Source organism: Halomonas sp. MCCC 1A13316 (assembly GCF_014931605.1).
GTDB lineage: Bacteria > Pseudomonadota > Gammaproteobacteria > Pseudomonadales > Halomonadaceae > Halomonas.
Map to the genome: position 1 here is coordinate 2,179,367 of NZ_CP053382.1, position 19,913 is coordinate 2,199,279.

Annotated in this window: 17 protein-coding genes and 1 pseudogene; 9 read left to right on the forward strand and 9 right to left on the reverse strand. The window is 61.7% G+C overall.

From position 1 onward, the window contains the following. Window positions 1-44 precede the first annotated feature (44 nt). Window positions 45-1,320: pseudogene (locus HNO52_RS10075) on the forward strand (O-acetylhomoserine aminocarboxypropyltransferase/cysteine synthase family protein). A gap of 201 nt (window positions 1,321-1,521) precedes the next feature. Then, complete coding sequence (locus HNO52_RS10080; protein WP_232090705.1) at window positions 1,522-3,114, forward strand: methyl-accepting chemotaxis protein; 1,593 nt, start codon at window positions 1,522-1,524, stop codon at window positions 3,112-3,114. Between the two features lie 30 nt (window positions 3,115-3,144). On the opposite strand, the gene rarD is transcribed toward HNO52_RS10080, so the two are convergent. After that, the gene (rarD, locus tag HNO52_RS10085; RefSeq protein ID WP_197568984.1) at window positions 3,145-4,083 is read right to left on the reverse strand and encodes an EamA family transporter RarD; all 939 of its coding nucleotides are present in this window, start codon (window positions 4,081-4,083) and stop codon (window positions 3,145-3,147) included. A gap of 157 nt (window positions 4,084-4,240) precedes the next feature. Between rarD and HNO52_RS10090 the strand changes: the two genes are divergently transcribed. Together HNO52_RS10090 and HNO52_RS10095 are read left to right on the forward strand one after the other, a co-directional pair. Further along, window positions 4,241-5,056 carry an amidohydrolase gene (locus tag HNO52_RS10090; protein ID WP_197568985.1) on the forward strand — a complete coding sequence of 272 codons (816 nt, stop codon included), beginning with the start codon at window positions 4,241-4,243 and terminating at the stop codon, window positions 5,054-5,056. Then, the gene (locus HNO52_RS10095; RefSeq protein WP_197568986.1) at window positions 5,056-5,757 is read left to right on the forward strand and encodes a pseudouridine synthase; all 702 of its coding nucleotides are present in this window, start codon (window positions 5,056-5,058) and stop codon (window positions 5,755-5,757) included. Before HNO52_RS10090 ends, HNO52_RS10095 begins: the two co-directional genes overlap by 1 nt. Before the next feature lies 1 nt (window position 5,758). Here HNO52_RS10095 and HNO52_RS10100 read toward each other — a convergent pair whose 3' ends face one another. From HNO52_RS10100 to gloB, 7 genes are all read right to left on the reverse strand, one after another. Next, window positions 5,759-7,504: a GGDEF domain-containing protein gene (locus tag HNO52_RS10100; RefSeq protein ID WP_197568987.1), complete on the reverse strand. Its 1,746-nt coding sequence runs from the start codon at window positions 7,502-7,504 to the stop codon at window positions 5,759-5,761. A gap of 149 nt (window positions 7,505-7,653) precedes the next feature. Continuing rightward, the gene (locus HNO52_RS10105; protein ID WP_197568988.1) at window positions 7,654-9,252 is read right to left on the reverse strand and encodes an ABC transporter ATP-binding protein; all 1,599 of its coding nucleotides are present in this window, start codon (window positions 9,250-9,252) and stop codon (window positions 7,654-7,656) included. Continuing rightward, window positions 9,245-10,330, reverse strand: coding sequence for an ABC transporter permease (locus HNO52_RS10110; RefSeq protein ID WP_197568989.1), 1,086 nt, complete (start codon window positions 10,328-10,330; stop codon window positions 9,245-9,247). Before HNO52_RS10110 ends, HNO52_RS10105 begins: the two co-directional genes overlap by 8 nt. 4 nt (window positions 10,331-10,334) lie before the next feature. After that, window positions 10,335-11,408, reverse strand: a complete 1,074-nt coding sequence (locus HNO52_RS10115; protein ID WP_197568990.1) for a microcin C ABC transporter permease YejB — start codon at window positions 11,406-11,408, stop codon at window positions 10,335-10,337. Window positions 11,409-11,435: 27 nt separating this feature from the next. Beyond that, window positions 11,436-13,271 (reverse strand): extracellular solute-binding protein, encoded by a 1,836-nt coding sequence (locus HNO52_RS10120; RefSeq protein ID WP_197568991.1) that lies wholly within the window; start codon window positions 13,269-13,271, stop codon window positions 11,436-11,438. A gap of 112 nt (window positions 13,272-13,383) precedes the next feature. Further along, window positions 13,384-14,541 carry a transglycosylase SLT domain-containing protein gene (locus tag HNO52_RS10125; protein WP_197568992.1) on the reverse strand — a complete coding sequence of 386 codons (1,158 nt, stop codon included), beginning with the start codon at window positions 14,539-14,541 and terminating at the stop codon, window positions 13,384-13,386. Between the two features lie 54 nt (window positions 14,542-14,595). After that, complete coding sequence (gloB, locus tag HNO52_RS10130; RefSeq protein WP_197568993.1) at window positions 14,596-15,363, reverse strand: hydroxyacylglutathione hydrolase; 768 nt, start codon at window positions 15,361-15,363, stop codon at window positions 14,596-14,598. A 178-nt stretch (window positions 15,364-15,541) separates the two neighbouring features. Between gloB and HNO52_RS10135 the strand changes: the two genes are divergently transcribed. From HNO52_RS10135 to nudC, 4 genes are read left to right on the forward strand one after another with little or no spacing between them, the layout of a single operon-like run. Then, on the forward strand, window positions 15,542-16,333 hold the full coding sequence (locus HNO52_RS10135) for a methyltransferase domain-containing protein (RefSeq protein WP_197568994.1): 792 nt from the start codon (window positions 15,542-15,544) through the stop codon (window positions 16,331-16,333). Beyond that, window positions 16,320-16,817 carry a ribonuclease HI gene (gene rnhA, locus HNO52_RS10140; protein ID WP_232090711.1) on the forward strand — a complete coding sequence of 166 codons (498 nt, stop codon included), beginning with the start codon at window positions 16,320-16,322 and terminating at the stop codon, window positions 16,815-16,817. Before HNO52_RS10135 ends, rnhA begins: the two co-directional genes overlap by 14 nt. Before the next feature lie 3 nt (window positions 16,818-16,820). Beyond that, a complete protein-coding gene (gene dnaQ / locus HNO52_RS10145) occupies window positions 16,821-17,585 on the forward strand; it encodes a DNA polymerase III subunit epsilon (protein WP_197568996.1) in 765 nt (254 codons plus the stop codon). Then, window positions 17,572-18,366, forward strand: coding sequence for an NAD(+) diphosphatase (nudC, locus tag HNO52_RS10150; RefSeq protein WP_197569179.1), 795 nt, complete (start codon window positions 17,572-17,574; stop codon window positions 18,364-18,366). The genes dnaQ and nudC overlap by 14 nt, the downstream gene beginning before the upstream one ends. Before the next feature lie 45 nt (window positions 18,367-18,411). Here the strand turns inward: nudC and HNO52_RS10155 are convergent, their stop codons facing one another. Continuing rightward, on the reverse strand, window positions 18,412-18,723 hold the full coding sequence (locus HNO52_RS10155; protein ID WP_197568997.1) for an SCP2 sterol-binding domain-containing protein: 312 nt from the start codon (window positions 18,721-18,723) through the stop codon (window positions 18,412-18,414). A gap of 143 nt (window positions 18,724-18,866) precedes the next feature. Here HNO52_RS10155 and sohB point away from each other — a divergent pair, with 143 nt between their 5' ends. Then, window positions 18,867-19,907 (forward strand): protease SohB, encoded by a 1,041-nt coding sequence (gene sohB / locus HNO52_RS10160; protein ID WP_197568998.1) that lies wholly within the window; start codon window positions 18,867-18,869, stop codon window positions 19,905-19,907. Window positions 19,908-19,913 lie beyond the last annotated feature (6 nt).

The following is a 19,913-nucleotide window of genomic DNA, read 5'->3' on the forward strand; positions in this document are numbered from 1 at the left end:
GGTGAAATAACACGGTGCAACGACAACTTTCGACAGGACACGCCATGAAGCCCGAGACCATTGCCCTCCACCACGGCTATACCCCCAACGACCAACACGCCGTGGCGGTACCGATCCACCAGACCACCTCGTTCTCCTTCGACAGCGCCCAGCATGCCGCCGATCTGTTCGACCTCAAGGTCGAGGGAAACATCTATTCACGCATCATGAACCCGACATGTGCCGTGCTGGAGCAGCGTATCGCTGCGCTGGAGGGCGGGATCGCCGGACTGGCGGTGGCCTCGGGCATGGCCGCGATCACCTATACGATCCAGACCATCGCCGAGGCCGGTGATAACATCGTCTCGATCAGCGAACTCTATGGCGGCACCTACAATCTCTTCGCCCACACCCTGCCGCGACAGGGCATCGAGGTGCGTTTTGCCGACAAGGACGACATCGACGGTATCGAGTCGCTGATCGACGCACGCACCAAGGCGGTATTCTGCGAGAGCGTCGGCAACCCCTCGGGCAGCGTGGTCGACATGGAAAGGCTGGCGGAGGTCGCGCACCGCCACGGTGTGCCCGTGATCGTCGACAATACCGTGCCCACGCCGTTCCTGTGGCGGCCGATCGAGCACGGTGCCGATATCGTCATCCACTCCGCGACCAAGTACATAGGCGGCCATGGCACCACGATCGGCGGCGTCATCGTCGACTCCGGCAAGTTTCCCTGGGCCGCTCACCCCCAGCGCTTCCCTCTGCTCAACGAACCCGATGTCTCCTATCACGGTGTGAGCTATACCCGCGACGTGGGGCGAGGCGGCCTTCATCGCCCGGGCACGGGTGGTGCCGCTGCGCAACATGGGGGCGGCGCTCTCCGCACAGGCAGCGTGGAATCTGCTGCAGGGGCTGGAAACGCTGGCACTGCGTATCGAGCGTATCTGCGACAACGCGCAGCGGGTGGCCGAATACCTGGAAGGGCACCCGGCGGTCACCTGGGTGCAGTATGCCGGACTTCCGAACCACAAGGACCATGCCCTGGCCCAGCGCTACATGAACGGCCATGCCTCGGGCATCCTCAGCTTCGGCATTCAGGGCGGTCGCGAGGCAGGGGCGCGCTTCTACGATGCCCTGAGCATGATCCTGCGCCTGGTGAACATCGGCGATGCCAAGACCTGCTCATCGATTCCGGCCTCTACCACCCACCGCCAACTGAGTGACGACGAACTCGTCGCTGCCGGTGTGACGCCCGATATGGTGCGGCTCTCCATCGGTATCGAGCACGTCGACGACATCATTGCCGATCTGGAGCAGGCCCTGGCTGCCAGCCAGGCCTGAGATCCGCCGGACGTCTCGCAGAGAGAGACGTCCGGCGTTTGCATCATGTCGCGGAGGAGAGCACGCCGGCCAAAAAATCACTATCGGCCACTCGAGACAGGACTTGAGTAGCGCTTTCGTCTGTCAGGCGAAAGTGGTGATGCGAACTTCGCTTACATAAAGTTAATCTTCGCAGACACCTATAACAAAGAGACGACACGCATGCGGATACTGATGCTCCTGCTGGCCGCGGTTGCGCTTGCTGCCGGCTTTCTGATCGGCTACCGCGGCGGCGCCGAGTGGCAGGCGCTCCTCTCCGTGGGGCTGGCAATGCTCGCGGGCGCCATGCTCGCGTTGAGCGGCCTGGCCGCGATCTATCGCGCCAGCGCCGATTCATTGGCTAACGACCGTTTCCATGTCTGGCTACCCGCTTCCCGCGACTACCTCTCGCTACGGCGCATGGCTCACGGCCTGATTCGACAAGCCAGTACCACGGCCATCGCTTCCGCCGAGGTTTCTCATCATGCCGATCGAATGGACCAGCGGCTGGAACGTCAGGAGCAGACCGTACGGGAAGCTTCCTCGAGCATGGCGGCAATCACCTCGGCGATCGAACAGGTAGCGGCCAGCGCTTCCAATGTGGCCACCCTGGCGAGCCGCTCGCGTGATGCCAGCCATGTCAGTCGCGAGTCGCTGGGGCAGGTGATCGATGAAATGCAAGCCTTGGCCGAGCGTTCCGAAGAGGCGCTGGAACTGCTCAACGTACTGAGCCAGAAGGCGGACAGCGTTCGCCATGTGACCTCGCTGATCGAAGAGATTGCCGAGCAGACCAACCTGCTATCACTCAATGCTTCGATCGAAGCCGCCCGGGCCGGCGAGCACGGACGAGGCTTTGCGGTAGTGGCCGGAGAGGTGCGTCAGCTCGCTGGGCGTACCGCCGATGCCACGCGTAACGTCGAAGCGCTGGTGGGGGATATCGGCGACAGCAGCCACCGCGTGGTCGATACCATCGGCCATCTGATGCAGCGCGTGGGCGACCGAGCCAAGGAGATGAGCAAGGTCGGTGAGCAGCTTACCGAAATGACGGGCCATTTCGATCAGGTAGAAGGCGAGATTCGTTCCATTGCTGAGTCGATGGAGGATACCAATCGGCACTCCCAGCGCGTGGCCGGCACCCTGGGCTCGCTGGAAGAGGATGCCGAGCAAGGCAATCGCGACATGCACGGTCTGGCGAGCCAGGCTCGTGCACTGATGGAGGGCGCCGAAGCGGTCGATGCAGCTCTCGCCCAGCAGCGCCTCGAAGGTCGCCATCAGCAGGTGTTCGAGGCGGCACGTCAGGCGGCAGTCAAGATCGGCGCAATGCTCGATTCCGCGCTCAAGCAGGGCGAGCTGGACGAGCAAACTCTCTTTCATGCCCAGTACACGCCGATCTCCGGGACCAACCCGGTGCAGTACGAGACCGGCTTCGTGCATTACACAGACGAGCACTTCCCGGTCGTTCAGGAGCCACTTCTGGAGCGATTGGGTGTGGCTTATGCCATCGGTATCGATCGTCGCGGCTATATTCCTACGCACAACGTGCAAAGCAGCAAGCCGCCTACCGGCGACTACGAGCACGACCTGAAGTTCTGTCGCAACCGGCGCATCTACGAAGACACCACCGGTCAACGCTGCGGAACCCACGAGCAGACATTGTTACTGCAGACCTACAAGCGAGATACCGGCGAGATCATGCACGACCTGTCCGTCCCTATTTATGTAAGTGGCAAGCACTGGGGCGGGTTCCGTGTCGGCTACAAGCCAGAGACTGCGTAAACCTTCGAGCGCTGGCACGGTGTCGCCGTGTCAGCGCTGCTCTGGCGCTGATGCGGTGCCGGCCGGCGCCAGCGGCGAGCGTGTCCGAGTGCTCCAGGCTGACCAGGAGTAGAGCGCCAGGCTGGCCCAGATCAGCACAAAGGTGGCTAGCTGCACAGGCGAGAGCGGTTCGTGGAACACCAGCAGTGCAATGAAAAACTGGATAGTGGGGTTGAGGTACATCAAGAACCCCAGCGTAGCGAGGCGCAACCGTCGTGCCGCTCCGGCGAAGGCCAGCAACGGCAAGGCAGTGATCACACCGCTTGCCACCAGCAGCATCGAAACGCGAAACCCATCCAGGAAGTGGGAAAGCTCGCTTGCGCTGAGCCAGGCGAGGGCCAGTAGTCCCAGCGGCAGCAATAGCAGGGTTTCCACGAACAGACCTGACAGCCCGTCGAGAGGCACCTGCTTGCGCAGCAAGCCATAGGTGCCGAAGCTCAGCGCCAGCGTCAGACTGATCCAAGGCAGCTCACCCAGCAATAGCAACTGGATGGCGATGGCCGTGCCGGCCAGCACGACGGCAATGCGCTGCAGCCCGGCCATTGCCTCGCGCAGCACCAGCATGCCCAATGCAACGTTGATCAGCGGGGTGAGAAAGTAGCCGAGACTGGCCTGGAACACCTGACGGGTCTCGACGGCGTAGATATAGAGCCCCCAGTTGATAGCGATCAGCACGGCGCAGCCAAGCACACGTCCCAAGCGCCTTGGCTGGGTAAATGCCTTGCGGATGGGCGCCCAGCGCTTGAGCAGAGTGACCAATCCGACCAGGAACAGGCACGACCAGACGATGCGATGAATCAGCACTTCGTAGGCGGGGATGCCTTCGAACAAGGCAAAGAACAGCGGAAAGCAGCCCCACATGGCGTAGGCGGCCAGACCGAAGCCGACGCCACGCGCGGCTTCGCGATCACTCATGAACTGCAGGGACATGCCAGTCACTCTGAAGAATTAAGGCTACAATTTAGCAGCCTATTGAACTCGGCTCCATGGTCCCGCGTCGTTTCGCCAGGCGCGGAAGCGGGCTGACGTCTCTGCCAGCCTGAGTTAGGCTGATGCGATAAACGAGTAACCGCAAGGGAACCACTCCATGAGCGATTTGCGTACGACCCTGGTCCAGTGCGACCTGCGCTGGGAAGATCCTCAGGCCAACTGTCGCATGCTCGAAGAGCAGCTGGGCGAGCTCGGTGGTGACGAGACCGATCTCATCGTGCTGCCCGAAATGTTCTCCACCGGGTTTACCATGAATTCCCGCGAGATGGCCGAGCCCATGGAGCAATGCCGCGCCGCTACATGGCTGACCGAACAGGCATGCAAGCGCAAGTGCGTCGTGACCGGTAGCGTGGCGATCGTCGAGGATGGCTGCTACTACAACCGCCTGATCTGGGCGAGACCGGACGGCAGTCGGGTCTGCTACGACAAGCGGCACCTGTTCCGCATGGCCGGCGAGCATGAACGCTACTCCATGGGACATGACCGAGTAATCGTGACGCTGAAGGGGTTCCGTATCCTGCTCAGCGTCTGCTACGACCTGCGATTCCCGGTATGGATGCGCCAGAGCCCAGGGCCCGACGAACACTTCGAGTACGATGCGCTGCTGTGCGTCGCCAACTGGCCGGCACCGCGGCGACACCCATGGCGAATCCTGTTGCAAGCACGCGCAATCGAGAACCTGTGCCCCGTCATCGGCGTCAATCGCGTCGGCGAGGATGCCAATGGCATGCGCTACTCCGGCGATTCCATGCTGGTGGATTACAAGGGCGAAGCGATTATCGACGAGCCGCGCGATACCGCTTTCATCAAGACCGGCACGCTCTCTCGCGCCGACCTCGACGCTTTCCGCGAAAAGTTTCCCGCCTGGCGCGACGCCGACCATTTCACGCTGGCCGACGGAGTCGGGTACTGATGCGCCTTGACCGCTTCCTGGCGGAAACCACGCAACTGACTCGCAGCCTGGCCAAGAAGGCACTACATCGCGGTGAAGTCAGCGTCAACGGCGTGGTAATCAAACAGCCAGCCAGCCAAGTGGAAGTGTCCGACCGAGTGGAGTGGGACGGGCAGCCGCTGGCTCTGGTCGGCCTGCGCTACGTGATGCTCAACAAACCCTCCGAGGTCGAATGCAGCGCCCGGCGCGGACTCTATCCACGCGCCGTCGAACTCATCGATCTGCCCAAGGCCGAGCGCCTGCAGACGGTAGGGCGGCTCGATGTCGATACCACCGGGTTGGTGCTGCTAACCGACGATGGTCAGTGGTCGCACCGTGTGAGCTCACCGCGTAAGCGCTACGCCAAGGTTTATCAGGCCACATTGGCCGAGCCGCTCGCAGACGAGGCATTGGCCGCTGCCACCCAGCTGTTCGCGGAGGGGTTGCTGCTCGAGGGGGAGGATAAGCCGACGCTGCCGGCAGAACTCGTGATGCGTAGCAGCCACGAGGCCGAGCTGACCCTGTACGAAGGACGTTATCATCAGGTCAAGCGCATGTTTGGCGCCATCGGCAATCGCGTCACAATGCTACATCGCGAATCGGTGGGACCGCTGTCGCTCGGGGATCTGGCTGTGGGGGAGTGGCGTGAGCTGAGCGACGATGAGGTTGCCCTGTTCACCTGAGTCAGGTGGACGGAGCATAGGTTTCGCTACGGTCGCGGCCACGATGCTTGGCCCGATAGAGTGCCTGATCGGCCAAGCGAATCAGTTCGATCGGGTCGTCGGCATGTGTCGGATAGCTGGCGATCCCGCAGGAGAGGCTGACGCAGCCGAGCACTTCGCCACCATGGAGAAAGAGTCGCTGGCGCATGGAGTCCAGCAATCGCTCGACCGCTTCGCTGGCCTGCTGTGCCGTGGCGCCAGGCATTACCACGACGAACTCCTCGCCACCCAGGCGGCAGACCACGTCGGCCTCGCGGAAGTGCTCGCCGATCAGCCGTGCCGCATCTACCAGTACTGCGTCACCCGCCTCGTGCCCGTACAGGTCGTTGAAGTGCTTGAAATGATCGATATCGAGCATAACCAGGCTCAGCGTAGAACCGCGTCGGGCGATGGCCGCCTCATGAGCGAAAAACTCATCGAAGTGTCGGCGATTCTTCAAGCCGGTCAACGAGTCTTGATAGGAGAATGCCCGTAGCTGCTCGACCATGTGCTGCAGATCTTGTGTGCGATCGGCAACCTGTTGCTCGAGGTGCTGATTCAATTCGACCAGTTCTCGTTGTGTAAGGGCGTAATGACGCAGCGAGATCGCCACGATGGCAAGACTGAAGCCCAGTGCACCCAGGCTGACCGGAATTCGCTGCCACGGTAACAGGCCGTGAGCAACTGCCATGTCGAGCAGCAGCAGCAAGGCGAACAGGCCATAGGCCGCGATGATCAGCCGCTGCTCTCCGTTGAGCTGCTTGAGGTGTGTGGCGATGAGGACGAACAGCACGGGCAAGCTGATGGCCAGCAGAGCATCGTAAGGCGGAAAGGTGCTGGAAAGGTTGATGACACCACTCAGGGCCAGACCCAGAGCCAGAGACAGGTAGCCAAGATGAAGTTGCCACAGGCGCCGAATCCAGCGCGAATGATGATTCGAGAACCAGGATTCGAGCAAGAGACCGATGCCCACCGGAAGTGCATAGTAACTAGCCGCCGCCAGATAGTCCCAAAGTAGCGGTATCGCCAGCAAAAGCTGGCTGGCCTGGGTCTCGGCCAGGATCATCACACCCGAGGCGAGCGAAAAGAGCCCAATGCCGAAAAAAGTCTGTCGGCGCTGGTGAACCACCGCAAAGCCTCCGGCCAAGAGTGCGAGCAACAGGCAGAAGGCACTGACCATCAGGTCGGTTGCCGAGCGATTCATGATCATGGCAAAGAACTCGGGGCGGTCCATCAGGCGGACTTCACCCCACAGTCCGATATCGGTGTAGTTGGAGTAGACTCGGAAGGTGAGTTGGCGACCGGGGAAGTTCTCGGGCAGGCTGATCGCATGCCAGGGCCAGCCGATGAAAGGTCCTTCGCCACGAGCGTCGAAAAGGCCATGCTGGTAGATCAGTTCGGTATCCAGATAGGCTTGGGCAATCAGGTCGATGCTGTAGATATACAGAATCGGGTCGCGCCAATCGCCCTCAGGCAGAGTGATGCGAAACCACACATGTTGATTCCCTTGGCGGTCGGGCGGGTTGGAAGGGAAGTCGATGGGGTGCCAGTTAGCCTCCGTCCCTGATTCGACGAGCCACGCAGGTGTGCCGTCGTCGAGTCGAGGCGAGTCTCCCCAGCGATATTCCCAGCCCGTATCGATATCCACGGGCGAGGCCGTCGCCACGACAGGTAACGAGAACAATACCAGTAGCGCGGATAGCCGCAGCAAGAGGACAAGACAGCGCATGTAAGGCGTTACCACTTTCATGGTGGGCACGAGGTGCCAAGTATAAGGCAAAGGCTGCTATAGATCGCGTTCGGCATTCTTAGTCATGCGATAGTTTTATACCGTTATCTTCTTGCTGCCCAAAAACAGCAGTGGAACTCTGACCATCATTAAGTTAGTGGGGTGAGGCCTGCTGCTTTGACTAGGGCACGAGTATAGTCACTGGTGGGGGCGGAAAGCAGCGCCTGACAGTCCCCTTGTTCCACCAATTCCCCATCCTTCAACACCAACACGCGATGGGCCATGGCACGCACCACGGCCAAGTCGTGACTGATAAAGAGAAAACTCAATCCTCGCCGAGCCTGCAGGTCACGCAGCAGTTCCACGAGCTGCTTCTGCACGGTGCGGTCCAACGCCGACGTGGGCTCGTCGAGCACCACAAGGGCTGGTTCCAGAATGAGGGCACGGGCTACGGCGATTCGCTGTCGCTGGCCGCCGGAAAACTCATGCGGATAGCGTGCGGCACAGTCAGCGGGCAAGCCCACCTCCTGAATAGCGGCTTGGACGCGCTTCTCCACTTCATCGTCGGCAAGCTCAGGGTAGTGGAAGCGCAGGCCTTCGCTGATGATGTCGGAAACCGGCATGCGTGGTGACAACGAGCCGTAGGGATCCTGGAAGACCACCTGAATGCGGCGCCTACGCTTGCGCAGGGCATTGCCGGTAAGGCGGTCGAGCCGCTCTCCGTCGAGCTCGATCTCGCCGCGACTTTCCACAAGCCTCAGCAGTGCCATGGCCAGGGTGGTCTTGCCGGAGCCGGATTCGCCGACGATACCCAGCGTTTCACCCGGTGCCAGGTGCAAGTCGATCGGTTTCACTGCCTCGAAAGCGGGAGGGCGCTTGGCGAACAGCCGCTTGGGCCGCTGGAAGCTCACTGCAACACCGCGCGCCTCGAGCAGAGCCTGGGTTGAGGAGACAGGTGTCGGCCGCCCGGTCGGCTCGGCATCCAGTAACGTCCGCGTATAGGTACTGCGTGGCGAGGCAAAGACCTCACCGACGGGGCCCGTCTCCTGCTCGTTCCCGTCATAGAGTACGCAGATGCGGTCGGCATGGCGGCGTACCAGATTGAGGTCGTGGGTGATGAACAACATACCCATGCCATGGCGATCGCGTAGCTCGGCAAGCAGTGCCAATATCTCCTGCTGTACCGTGACATCGAGTGCCGTCGTCGGCTCGTCGGCAATCAACAGCTCCGGTTCGTTGGCAATGGCCATGGCAATCATCACCCGCTGACGCTGACCGCCCGAGAGCTGATGCGGCCAGGCGTCGAGCAGTTCGTCGGGCCGCGGGAGCTGGACCTGTTGGAGCAGCGTGCGGGTGCGTTCACGTGCCGCCCGACCCGACAACCCCTGGTGCAGGCGCAGCGTCTCTCCGATCTGCTTGGCTACGGTATGCAGCGGGTTTAGTGAGGTCATCGGCTCCTGGAACACGAAGCCGACACGACCGCCTCGTAGTGCCTGCCATTCCCGCTTCTTCAGGGCGGTGAGGTCGGTGTCGCCCAGCCAGCGACCGCCAGTGACTTGAGCATTATCCGGTAGCAGGTTCATGGTGCCGAGAGCCGAGACTGACTTGCCGGAGCCGGATTCACCGACCAATGCCAAGGTTTCGCCGCGCCGTACTTCCAAAGTCAACTCGCGCACGACCGGCTTGCCATCGAAGGCAATCGAGAGCTTGTCGAGGCGTAGCAAGGGTTGTGAACGTGTGTCAGGCATTGGGCTGGGTCCTGGTCAGCGGCGTGGCGCTGGATGCGTGCTGAATATGTCGTGGATCGAATGCGTCACGCAGCCCTTCACCGATAAAGACCAGCAGCGAGAGCATCAGTGACAGACTGACGAAGGCGGTAATGCCAAGCCAGGGCGCATGCAGATTATTCTTGCCTTGGGCCACCAGCTCACCCAGCGAGGGCGAGCCTGGCGGAAGGCCGAAGCCGAGGAAGTCGAGGGCCGTCAGCGTAGTTATGGCTCCGGTGAACAGGAACGGGATGAAGGTGAGGGTGGCCACCATGGCGTTGGGCAGTACGTGACGCCACATGATCAGGCGTGACGAAAGCCCCATGGCCTTGGCGGCACGCACGTACTCGAGGTTTCGCGCACGCAGGAACTCGGCGCGTACCACGTCAACCAGGCCAAGCCACGAGAACAACAGCATGATCCCCAGTAGCCACCAGAAGCCGGGCTGGACGAAGCTGGCCAGGATGATCAGCAGGAACAGCACTGGCAGCCCGGACCATATCTCGGTCAGGCGCTGACCTATCAGGTCGGTCTTGCCGCCGAAGTAGCCCTGAATACCGCCGATGATCACGCCCATCACCAGTGAGCTCCCGGTCAGCACCAGGGCGAAGAACACCGACAGGCGGAAACCGTATATCACGCGCGCCAAAACGTCGCGTCCCTGGTCGTCCGTTCCCAGCCAGTGTCGCGAATCAGGAGGCGAGGGGGATGGACGCATCATTTGCATGTCCAGCGTCTGGTAGGAGAAGGGAATCAACGGCCAGATGGCCATAGCGTCCTTTCCGATCTGCTCTCGAATGAAGGGGTCGTGATAGTCGGTGCGCGTGGGCAGAAAGCCGCCGAATTCCGTCTCGGGATAGTCCACCAGTAGCGGCACGTACCACTCACCGTCGTAGTGCATGACGATGGGCTTGTCGTTGGCGATCAACTCAGCCCCCAGACTCACCACGAACAGGGCAAGGAAGATCCACAGCGAGACACTAGCGCGCCGGTTGCTGCGAAAGACTTCGATGCGACGGCGCGTGATGGGGGAGAGCTTGGAAGTGAACGCAAATGCCATTGGCTCAGGACTCCCGTGTCTCGAAATCGATGCGCGGATCCACCCACACGTAGGTGAGGTCGGAAACCAGCTTGAGGATCAACCCGATCAGGGTATAGAGAAAAAGCGTACCGAAGATTACCGGGTAATCACGCTGCATCACCGCCTCGAAGCCGAGCAGCCCGAGTCCCTCCAGCGAGAAAATCACCTCGATCAGCAGCGAACCGGTGAAGAAGATGGTGACCAGCGCACCCGGGAGTCCGGCGATGATGATCAGCATGGCGTTGCGAAACACATGACCATAGAGCGTACGGCCGTCGCTGGCGCCCTTGGCTCTCGCTGTCAGCACGTATTGCTTGTGAATCTCGTCGAGGAAGCTGTTCTTGGTCAGCATGGTCAAGGTGGCAAAGCTGCCAATGGTCATGGCAATAACCGGCAGGGTGATATGCCAGAAGTAGTCCTTGATCTTGCCCCAAGTGGAAAGCTCACCGAAATCCGGCGAGGTCAGTCCTCGCAGGGGAAAGAGGTCCCAGTAGCTGCCGCCGGCAAACAGCACGATCAACAGGATGGCGAACAGGAATCCCGGGATGGCGTAGCCGACGATGACCAGTCCCGACGTCCAGACGTCGAAGCGCGAGCCGTGGTGCAGTGCCTTGCGTATGCCCAGTGGTATCGAGATCAGGTAGACCAGCAGGGTGGTCCACAGCCCCAACGAGATCGATACCGGCAGCCGTTCGATCATCAGCTCGACGACAGGGCGATCGCGAAAGAAGCTGTTGCCGAAATCGAAGGTGGCGTAATCGCGCATCATGCCCAGGAAGCGCTCGTGAGCCGGCTTGTCAAAACCGAACTGCTGTTCGAGTTGCTCGATGAAGCGTGGATCGATGCCGCGTGCGCCACGCGACTCGTCGCGTACCACCACGTCACCGCCGCCGGCGTCCATGCGTGTGCTGACCATGCTGTCGACTCCCTCGAAGCGGGCCAGCATCTGGTCGATCGGCCCACCTGGGGCGGCCTGCACGATGATGAAGTTGAGCAACATGATCCCCACCAGAGTGGGAATCATCAGCAGCAGTCGGCGCAGGATGTAGCGGCTCACGTCAGGTCATCCTCATGGAGCGGCGGCCTAGCGGCGGCCTAGGCGCTGGTTGATCTCTGCTTCGCGTTCGGCATCGACCCACCAAGCGGCGAGATCGAGCCCGTACTTCGGGAAGGGCTGCGGATAACCGAATTTGTCCCAGACGGCGATCCGTGTCTCGCCGGAGTGGTATTGCGGAATGGTGATGAAGCTCCAGCGCAGGACTCGGTCCAGCGCACGTGCCACGGTGTTCAGTTCTTCACGGCTGCCGGCACGAATCAGCCGCTCCACCAGAGCATCGACAGCAGGGTTTTCCAGTCCCATCAGGTTGCGGCTCTGTGGGCTGTTGGCGAATTCGCCGGTCCAGTATTCTCGCTGCTCGTTGCCAGGGTTGTTGGATTGCGGGAATTGACCGACGATGATATCGAAATCGAAACTGCGCACACGGTTGAGGTACTGGTTGATATCCACGATGCGTAGGCTGCCGGCGATACCCAGCCGCGACATGTTGCGCAGCATTGGCTGCACTACGCGCTCCATACCGCTGTCGTAAAGCATGACCTCGACTGTGAGCGGGCGGCCGCTCTCGGCATCGACCAGGGTGCCGTCGCGTACCTCGTAACCCGCCTCGATCAGCAGGTCGTAGGCAAGCCGCAGGCGCTCGCGGAGATTCTCGGGATGATCGACGGGCAGCGGTTCGTTGAAGACCCGCTCCGGTAGCTCGTCGCGAAAGGGCTCGAGCAATTCGAGTTCCGCGTCGCTCGGTAGCCCCTCGGCCGCCATGTCCGAGTTCTGGAAGTAGCTCTCGGTGCGCCGGTAGGTGTCATAGAAGAGGTTGGCATTGAGCCAGGGAAAATCGAAAGTGAGGTTGAGCGCTTCGCGCACCCGCAGATCCTGAAACTTGTCGCGCCGCAGATTGAACACGAAGGCCTGCATCCGCGACGGCTGGCCATCCGGCACGGTGATTCGCTTGACCAGCCCCTCGTGATAGGCCGGGAAGTCGTAGCCGATGGCCCAGGTCGCGGCACGAGCATCTATGCGATAGTCCAACACGCCGGCCTTGAACGCCTCCCAGGCAATGTCTCGGTCGCGGTAGTAGTCGTAGATCAAGCGATCGATATTGTGCCGCCCCACGTTGACCGGCAATTCTTGGCCCCAGTAGTCCTCCGCGCGCTCGTAGACGATGCGACGGCCAGGTTCCACTTCGCCGATGCGATAGGGCCCTGAGCCGGGATGCCGGTCCAGTGTGGGGCTGGAGAAGTCGCGCTCCTCCCAATAGTGCTTGGGCAGGATCGGTAGTTGTCCAACGATCAGCGGCAGTTCACGGGAGTCGTTGGTCGCGAACTCGAAGCGCACGGTGTGACGATCGAGCGCCTCGACGCTTTCCACGTCGGCGTAGTAGCCGCGGTAGAAGGGATTCCCCTCGTCGCGCAGCAGGTGGAAGCTATAGACTACGTCCTCGGCAGTGACCGGTTCGCCGTCATGAAAGCGTGCCTCGGGGCGCAGGTCGAATTCGATCCAATAGCGGTCCGGATCGAGTCGTATACCCTTGGCCAGCAGGCCATAAACGCTGAATGGCTCGTCGAGGTTCTGTACCAGCAAGGTATCGTAGATCTCGCCGATACCGATCGCCGGCGTGCCGCGGATGATGAAGGGATTGGTCGAATCGAAGCTGCTGCCCACCGCGGCTTGGGTCATGCTGCCGCCCTTTGGGGCGTCCGGGTCGACATAAGAAAAGTGACTGAAGTCGGCGGGCAGGGCCGGCTCATCGTAAAGGGCCAGTCCATGCACCGTCGGCACCTCGTCCGCTTCGTCGGCGAAAGACGGGACTCCCCAGCCAAGCAACAGACAACAGACGAGAGTGGAACGCAAGACGAACCGCATCAATGAGATCCTTCGTGGAGGCTGGCCCGGCATCCCGGGCGTTACCGCCATAAGGTGTCAGGCCATCCGTCGCTTGTAAACCTCGGTGTGCGACGGATGCTCGTTGCCTGATTCAACGTGCCGCCAGGCTGCGGCGTGGGATCTCGAGCTGTTGGCCGGCGTGAATGACATCGCCGCTGAGACCGTTGTGCCGGCGCAGTTCGGCCACGCTGATGCCATGACGGCCGGCAATGGCAGAGAGACTATCACCACGCTGGACGAGGTACTGTGCACCTTCGTGGGGGGTCGACTGAGTCGGAGCCTGCAGCTCTGCAAGTATGGCTTCTTCCTGTTCGATAGGTACCAGTACTTCGTCGACCGTGGCGGGGCTGGCGGTGCCATTGATCAGACCGGGATTCAGCGCAGCGAGTTCGGCATGTTCCACGCCAGTCACGGTGGCCAGTTGCGCCAGGTTGATAGTTGTGGTGACCGGCACTTTGGCAAAAGCGGGTACGTCGTCGATCTCGGGTAGCGCAACGCCATGGGCCTCGGGATTGTCGATGATGGCAGCGATGGCATTGAGTTTGGGCAGGTAGTTCATCGTCTCGCTGGGCAGTTGCAGATGCCAGTAATCACTGGGCGCACCGCGTGACGTGGCGGCGTGTCGAGCCCGGTTCACCGTACCGGCGCCGGCATTGTACGCCGCCAGCGAGAGTTCGATATCCCCCTCGTACCACTGTTCGGCCTGCAGCTCGATATAATCCAGCGCCGCCTGGGTCGAGGCGACGACGTCGAGACGGGCGTCGTAGCCATTGTGGCGATGCAAGCCCAAAGCATCGGCGGTACCGGGCATGAACTGCCACAGCCCGGCGGCACCGCGGTGACTGCGGGCCAAGGGGTCGTAGGAGCTCTCCACGAAGGGGATCAATCCGATCTCGCCCGGCAGGCCCCGCAATTCGACCTGTTCGTTGATCCATGCCATCCACGGGCGGGCGCGTTCGATGATCTCGACGACATTGCCGGGGTTGGCCCGGTAGTAGTCGATCCACTCCTGCACCCTGGCATCATGGCGGCGATCGTGCCATTCCAGGTTGTCGCGCAAGCGCTCCCAGGCATCGCCGGGGAGAAACTCGAGCTTCAGGTCGTCCCAGAAATGGTGGGACGATTGGGTCGGCGCAGCGCCGGGATGCGGGCTCGCCAGTAGTGTCGGGCTGGTCGCCGACAGCGCACCGATCAAGGCGATACCACCGGCAAGGGCCAAGGTCCACTGCCGCGTCGTTCGGTAGGTCATGCGTTCTCCTTCAGGGCAGGTGGGGTTCACGCTGCCCATGGGATGCGTCGATTCTTAGAAACTGTCTTTCCAGGCACGCAGGGTGGTGAACGTGGCCTGGTCGGTATCGGTATTGCCGTGCTGCGCAGCCGTGGCGCGTACATCCGGGTTATCGCAGCGCAAGAAGGGGTTGATGCGCTTCTCCCGGGCCAGATGGCTCGGCAGGGTAGGGCGGTCGAGATCGCGGGCGCGCTGGGCCTCGACAATGGCATCGGCAACGTCGCGGTTATGCGGGTCGGCCGCCTGGGCAAACTTGAGGTTGGCCAAGGTATACTCATGAGCAGCGAACACCAGCGTGTCGTCCGGCAATGCGGTCAGGGTCTGCAGCGAACGGTACATCTGCTCGGGAGTGCCTTCGAACAGACGACCACAGCCTGCGGAAAACAGCGTGTCGCCACAGAACAGAAGTGGCGGGATGCCGGCGGTAAAGAAGGCGATATGATCGAGAGTATGCCCCGGCACTTCATGCACATCGAAGCGCCGTCCCATGACCCGGCAGGTATCGCCTTTCGCAACACGTTTCGTCAGGCCGTCGATGTCCGGGTTGTCAGGTCCGATTACCTGCGGCGAGTAGCGATCGATGAGTTCCGGCAAGCCACCGGTATGATCGGGGTGATGATGGGTGACGAGAATAGTGCCGAGGGTGAGCCCTTCTTGCTCGAGGACACGGATGACCGGCTCTGCGTCGCCTGGATCCACGACACAGACGTCGGGGCTCGTGTCCTGGCGCATGAGCCAGATATAGTTGTCGCTTAAAGCGGGAATCGGTGTCACGCTCAGCATAGGCGGTCTGTCCTTCGTCGCGTCGTCAACCGAAGTGAGTGGCGGTCGTTGGTCCGTTCCTCGCCCTTGGCGGCACAGCAGGGCGCCACCGCGAATGCTCGCTCGAGATGAGGGCCGAGCACGGCAAAAAGCCAGAAATGGCCTGCAAAACCGATGATCATGGAGGTAATGATCAGTAATGTCAAACCCGCATGAAGCGCTTGCCCTGGCACGGCTGTGTCGAGAAGGGCGTCGCTACTGGTCCAGTGAAGATGGCCAGGCCCACTGGCGTGCCGAGCGAGCCTGCCTGGGGCCGATCTGCGAGAGCCTGCACGGCGGCCATAGCCTGGAGCTCGGCGTCGGGCCTTCTCTTACCGACATGTCGCCCATCCGTCATAACATACGCTGGGCACCAACGACCGAGCTGTCGGAGTCCGCTTCCACTCTGGTGTGCCCTCTGGACGCGCTCGCGTTGCCCGACGAATGCCTTCACCTCGTGGTCGTTCATCATCTGCTGGAAGTTGTCGACGAGCCTCATCGGCTGCTGCAGGAGGCGGCCCGGGTTACCGCTGACGATGGGTGCCTGGTCGTGCTTGGCTGGATGCCGTTGGGCATGGGCGGTCTCTCGCGACTCTCGCCGGGGCGCCGCAGCCGCCTGCCTTGGCGTGGGCATTGGCGCACGCCATCCAAGCTGAGTGAGTGGCTCGCATTTGTCGATTTCCGCGTCGAGCGGGTAGACTACTGCGGATTTCACCTGCCCGGCAGTCCGCCTGGCAATACCGTTCTGGAAACGCTGGGGCGCCGCCACAACGTGCCGCTAGGTGACAGCTATATCATTCACGCCCGCCGCCGAAACCGACTCGCTCAGAGCCAGCGTCCCCGCTTGAGGCTGCAGGGCTCCTTGGGCGGTGGTGCGCTGGGTCATGCCACGCGTGTCGGCAGTACCACACCGGAACCAAGCAGAAGGACCACCGAAGTTGAGTGTCAGTGACCCCGACAAGCCATTGCCCAAAGTCATCATTCATACCGACGGTGCCTGCCGTGGCAATCCCGGGCCTGGTGGGTGGGGGGCCGTGCTTTGCAGCGGCCGGCATGAGAAGACCCTGAACGGCTTCGAGGCGACCACTACCAACAACCGGATGGAGCTGATGGCAGCGATCATGGCGCTGAGAACGCTCAAGCAGGCCTGCGAAGTGGAGCTGTGGACCGATTCCGAATACTTGCGCCGCGGCATTACCGAGTGGATACACGGCTGGATGAAGCGCAACTGGAAGACCGCTAGCAAGCAGCCGGTCAAGAACGCCGAACTGTGGCGCGAGTTACTCGAGGAGACTCATCGCCATCGTATCGAGTGGCACTGGGTCAAGGGGCACAGCGGCCACCCCGGTAATGAGCGTGCCGACGCGCTGGCCAATGCCGCCATCGATGCCCACTGGACCCGCGGCAAGCCGCAAGCCACCCAACCTGAGTCCTAGATCATGCGTCAGATCGTTCTGGATACCGAAACCACCGGCATCGATCCACGCGAGGGCCACCGCCTGATCGAGATAGGTGCTGTGGAACTCGTCAACCGGCGCCTAACGGGCAATACCTACCATCAGTACATCAACCCCCAGCGTGAAGTCGAGGCAGAGGCCATTGGTGTGCACGGCATCACCAATGAGTTTCTCGTCGACAAACCGCTATTCGCCGAGGTCGCCGATGCCTTCTGGGAATTCATTCGCGGCGCGGAACTGGTGATCCACAACGCCGCTTTCGACGTCGGCTTCATCGATAATGAGTTCACACTCTTGCTGGGTGCACGCGGTGAGCCACGCCTAGGGCCGGTGGCGGAGCACTGTCGCATCCTCGACACCTTGCAACTGGCCCGTGCGCGCCACCCCGGACAGCGCAACAGCCTCGACGCACTCTGCAAGCGCTACGAGATCGACAACGGTCGTCGGGTGCTGCACGGGGCACTGCTCGATGCCGAGATTCTGGCCGACGTCTACCTGGCTATGACCGGCGGGCAGACGGCGCTGTCATTGGATGCGGAAGAGCGGGGCGACAGCCAGGCCATGGCCAGCGGTCTATCGATCCGGCGCATGTCGCTTGCCGCCGGCGCCCTGCGTGTGCTGCGGCCTGGCCAGGCTGAGCTCGCGGCGCATCAGGCCAAGCTCGAGAAGATTCGACTGGCGGCGGGAAGCTGCCAGTGGGATATGTTGGCGAGCCAGCCTCATGGGAACGACGATGCTGCGCCGTGAGCTGCCCCTGACGGCCAGCAGCGGAAGACTCATCCGGGTCGCTTCGGGGCGTATTGCCCCAGGTCCCGATGATACCCCTCTCCAACCGGCGCAGCCTTGGCCCGAGAATATACAACCGTTGGCGTACTGGCACGACGAACCGATCGGCCTTTCGGTGGAGGAGCATGCCGGTGAGCACTGGCCCGATGCTCGCCATTGGCTTACCCGCCTTCCCGAATCTTGGTTTCCCTTGATCTCCACTGCGCTGCAGGTTGCCGCCTGGCTCCGCGATCATCGTTTCTGTGGTCGCTGCGGTGCGCCTGCGTCCCGGCTCGATGCCGAGTTCGCCATGCACTGCAACCAGTGCGGTCACCGCAACTACCCTCGTATCTCGCCATGCATCATTACCCTGGTCACCCATGGCGATGCCATGCTGCTGGCTCGTAGCCCGCGCTTTCCACCCGGGCGCTACTCCACCCTGGCGGGTTTCATCGAGCCGGGGGAATCGGCCGAGGAAGCGGTGCATCGAGAAATATACGAAGAGGTGGGCATCACGGTAGGGCGTACACGCTATTACCGTAGCCAGGCCTGGCCTTTCCCACATGCGCTGATGCTGGGCTTCTTTGCCGAAGCGGCCAGCCGGCGCATCCGTATCGATGGAATCGAGATCGCCGACGCTGCCTGGTTCCACCCAAAGCGACTACCGCAGTTGCCGCCGCCCTATTCCATTTCGCGGGCGCTGATCGAGACCCACCTTGCCGAGGTGGCCGACGGTATCGGCCAGTTGGGCAGACTGCAATGAAACGGGCCGCCTTGAGGCGGCCCGTAGCGACTGTGCAGCATGTTTTCAGCGATTCGGGAACAGACTCGTCAGCTTGGTCGCCAGCATCACGTTACCGGTGGCCTTGAGCTTGCCGGTCATGAAAGCCGTCATGCCATTGACTTCTCCGGTCATGATGCCCTTCAACGTATCGCTGCTCATGGAGAGCGATACGGAAGGGTCGTCATGTTCGCCTTCCGTGATCGCCAGGGTGCCATCCTTCACTACCAGATAGTGGCTGCCGTTGTCGCTGAAGTGAAACTGGAAGACATCGTCCATGCCCTCGGCAGCCTGGGGGTCGAAGCGCTCTTGCAGCTTGTCTAATGTCGAAGTGGACATGGGGCGTTTCCTTTACGGGTAATCGGTGATTAGGGGGCTCCTCTGTCAGAGGTTATTTCAAACGATTGTTTCAATCAAGCCCATTGTCAGTGATGCCGCTCGGAGTCACGATTGGGCGCACAAAGCAAAAACGGAGTGGCGACGTGAATGAATGGTTGATGGATATGGGGCGCTTCGTCGTACAGACGTCGATCTTGACCCTGCTGGTCGTGATTGCGGTTATCGTGATTGCACGCATCAAGAGCGAGGCGGGTGAGCGCGTTCGACTACGAGTCGATGAGTTGAACGAACGTCTTGAGTACCGGCGCCGGCGCTTGACCCTGGCCGCTACCGAGCCGAACGCACGCAAACGCCTGCTCAAGGCCTTCCGGCGCGATGACAAGAGCCGCACCCGAGCTGGCCGCAAACAGGCTGGCGAATCACGCGGTACGGTATGGGTACTGGACTTTGTTGGTGATCTCAAGGCCACCGGAGTAGGCCGTTTCGCCGAAGAAATCTCTGCTGTCGCGGCGGCAGCGAGCGATGGGGACGAGGTCGTGATTCGCCTGGAGTCGGCGGGAGGTCTCGTACACGGCTACGGGCTGGCCGCCGCTCAGGTAGACCGACTGCGTGAAGCAGGACTTAGCACCACGATATGCGTAGACAAGGTGGCCGCCAGCGGTGGCTATCTCATGGCATGCGCCGCGGACCATCTGCGTGCCGCGCCGTTTGCCGTTCTGGGCTCGATTGGTGTAGTGGCCCAGCTGCCCAACGTCCATCGCCTGCTCAAGCGTCATGACGTCGATTTCGAGCTACTTACCGCAGGCGAGTACAAGCGAACCCTTACCGTATTCGGAGAGAACACCGAGGAGGGACGGGAGAAGTTCCAATCGGACCTGGAGCACATACACGACCTGTTCAAGCGTCACGTGGCCGAGCGCCGCCCAACGCTGGACATCGAGGCGGTAGCTACGGGCGAGGTGTGGTACGGGCGCGACGCACTCGAAAAAGGGCTGGTGGACGCCCTGGGTACCAGTGAGGCCTATCTGGTAGCGCGGATGGAGGAGGCACGGGTGGTCAGCGTGCGCCTGGAAGCTCGGCATCCCATGGGAAAGCGGCTCGGCATGGCCGTCAAGGAAGGCGTGGAAGGGGGTGTCGAACGCTTACTGGAACGCCTCGACGCAAGTCGTTGGGAAAAGCGCTGAACCGAT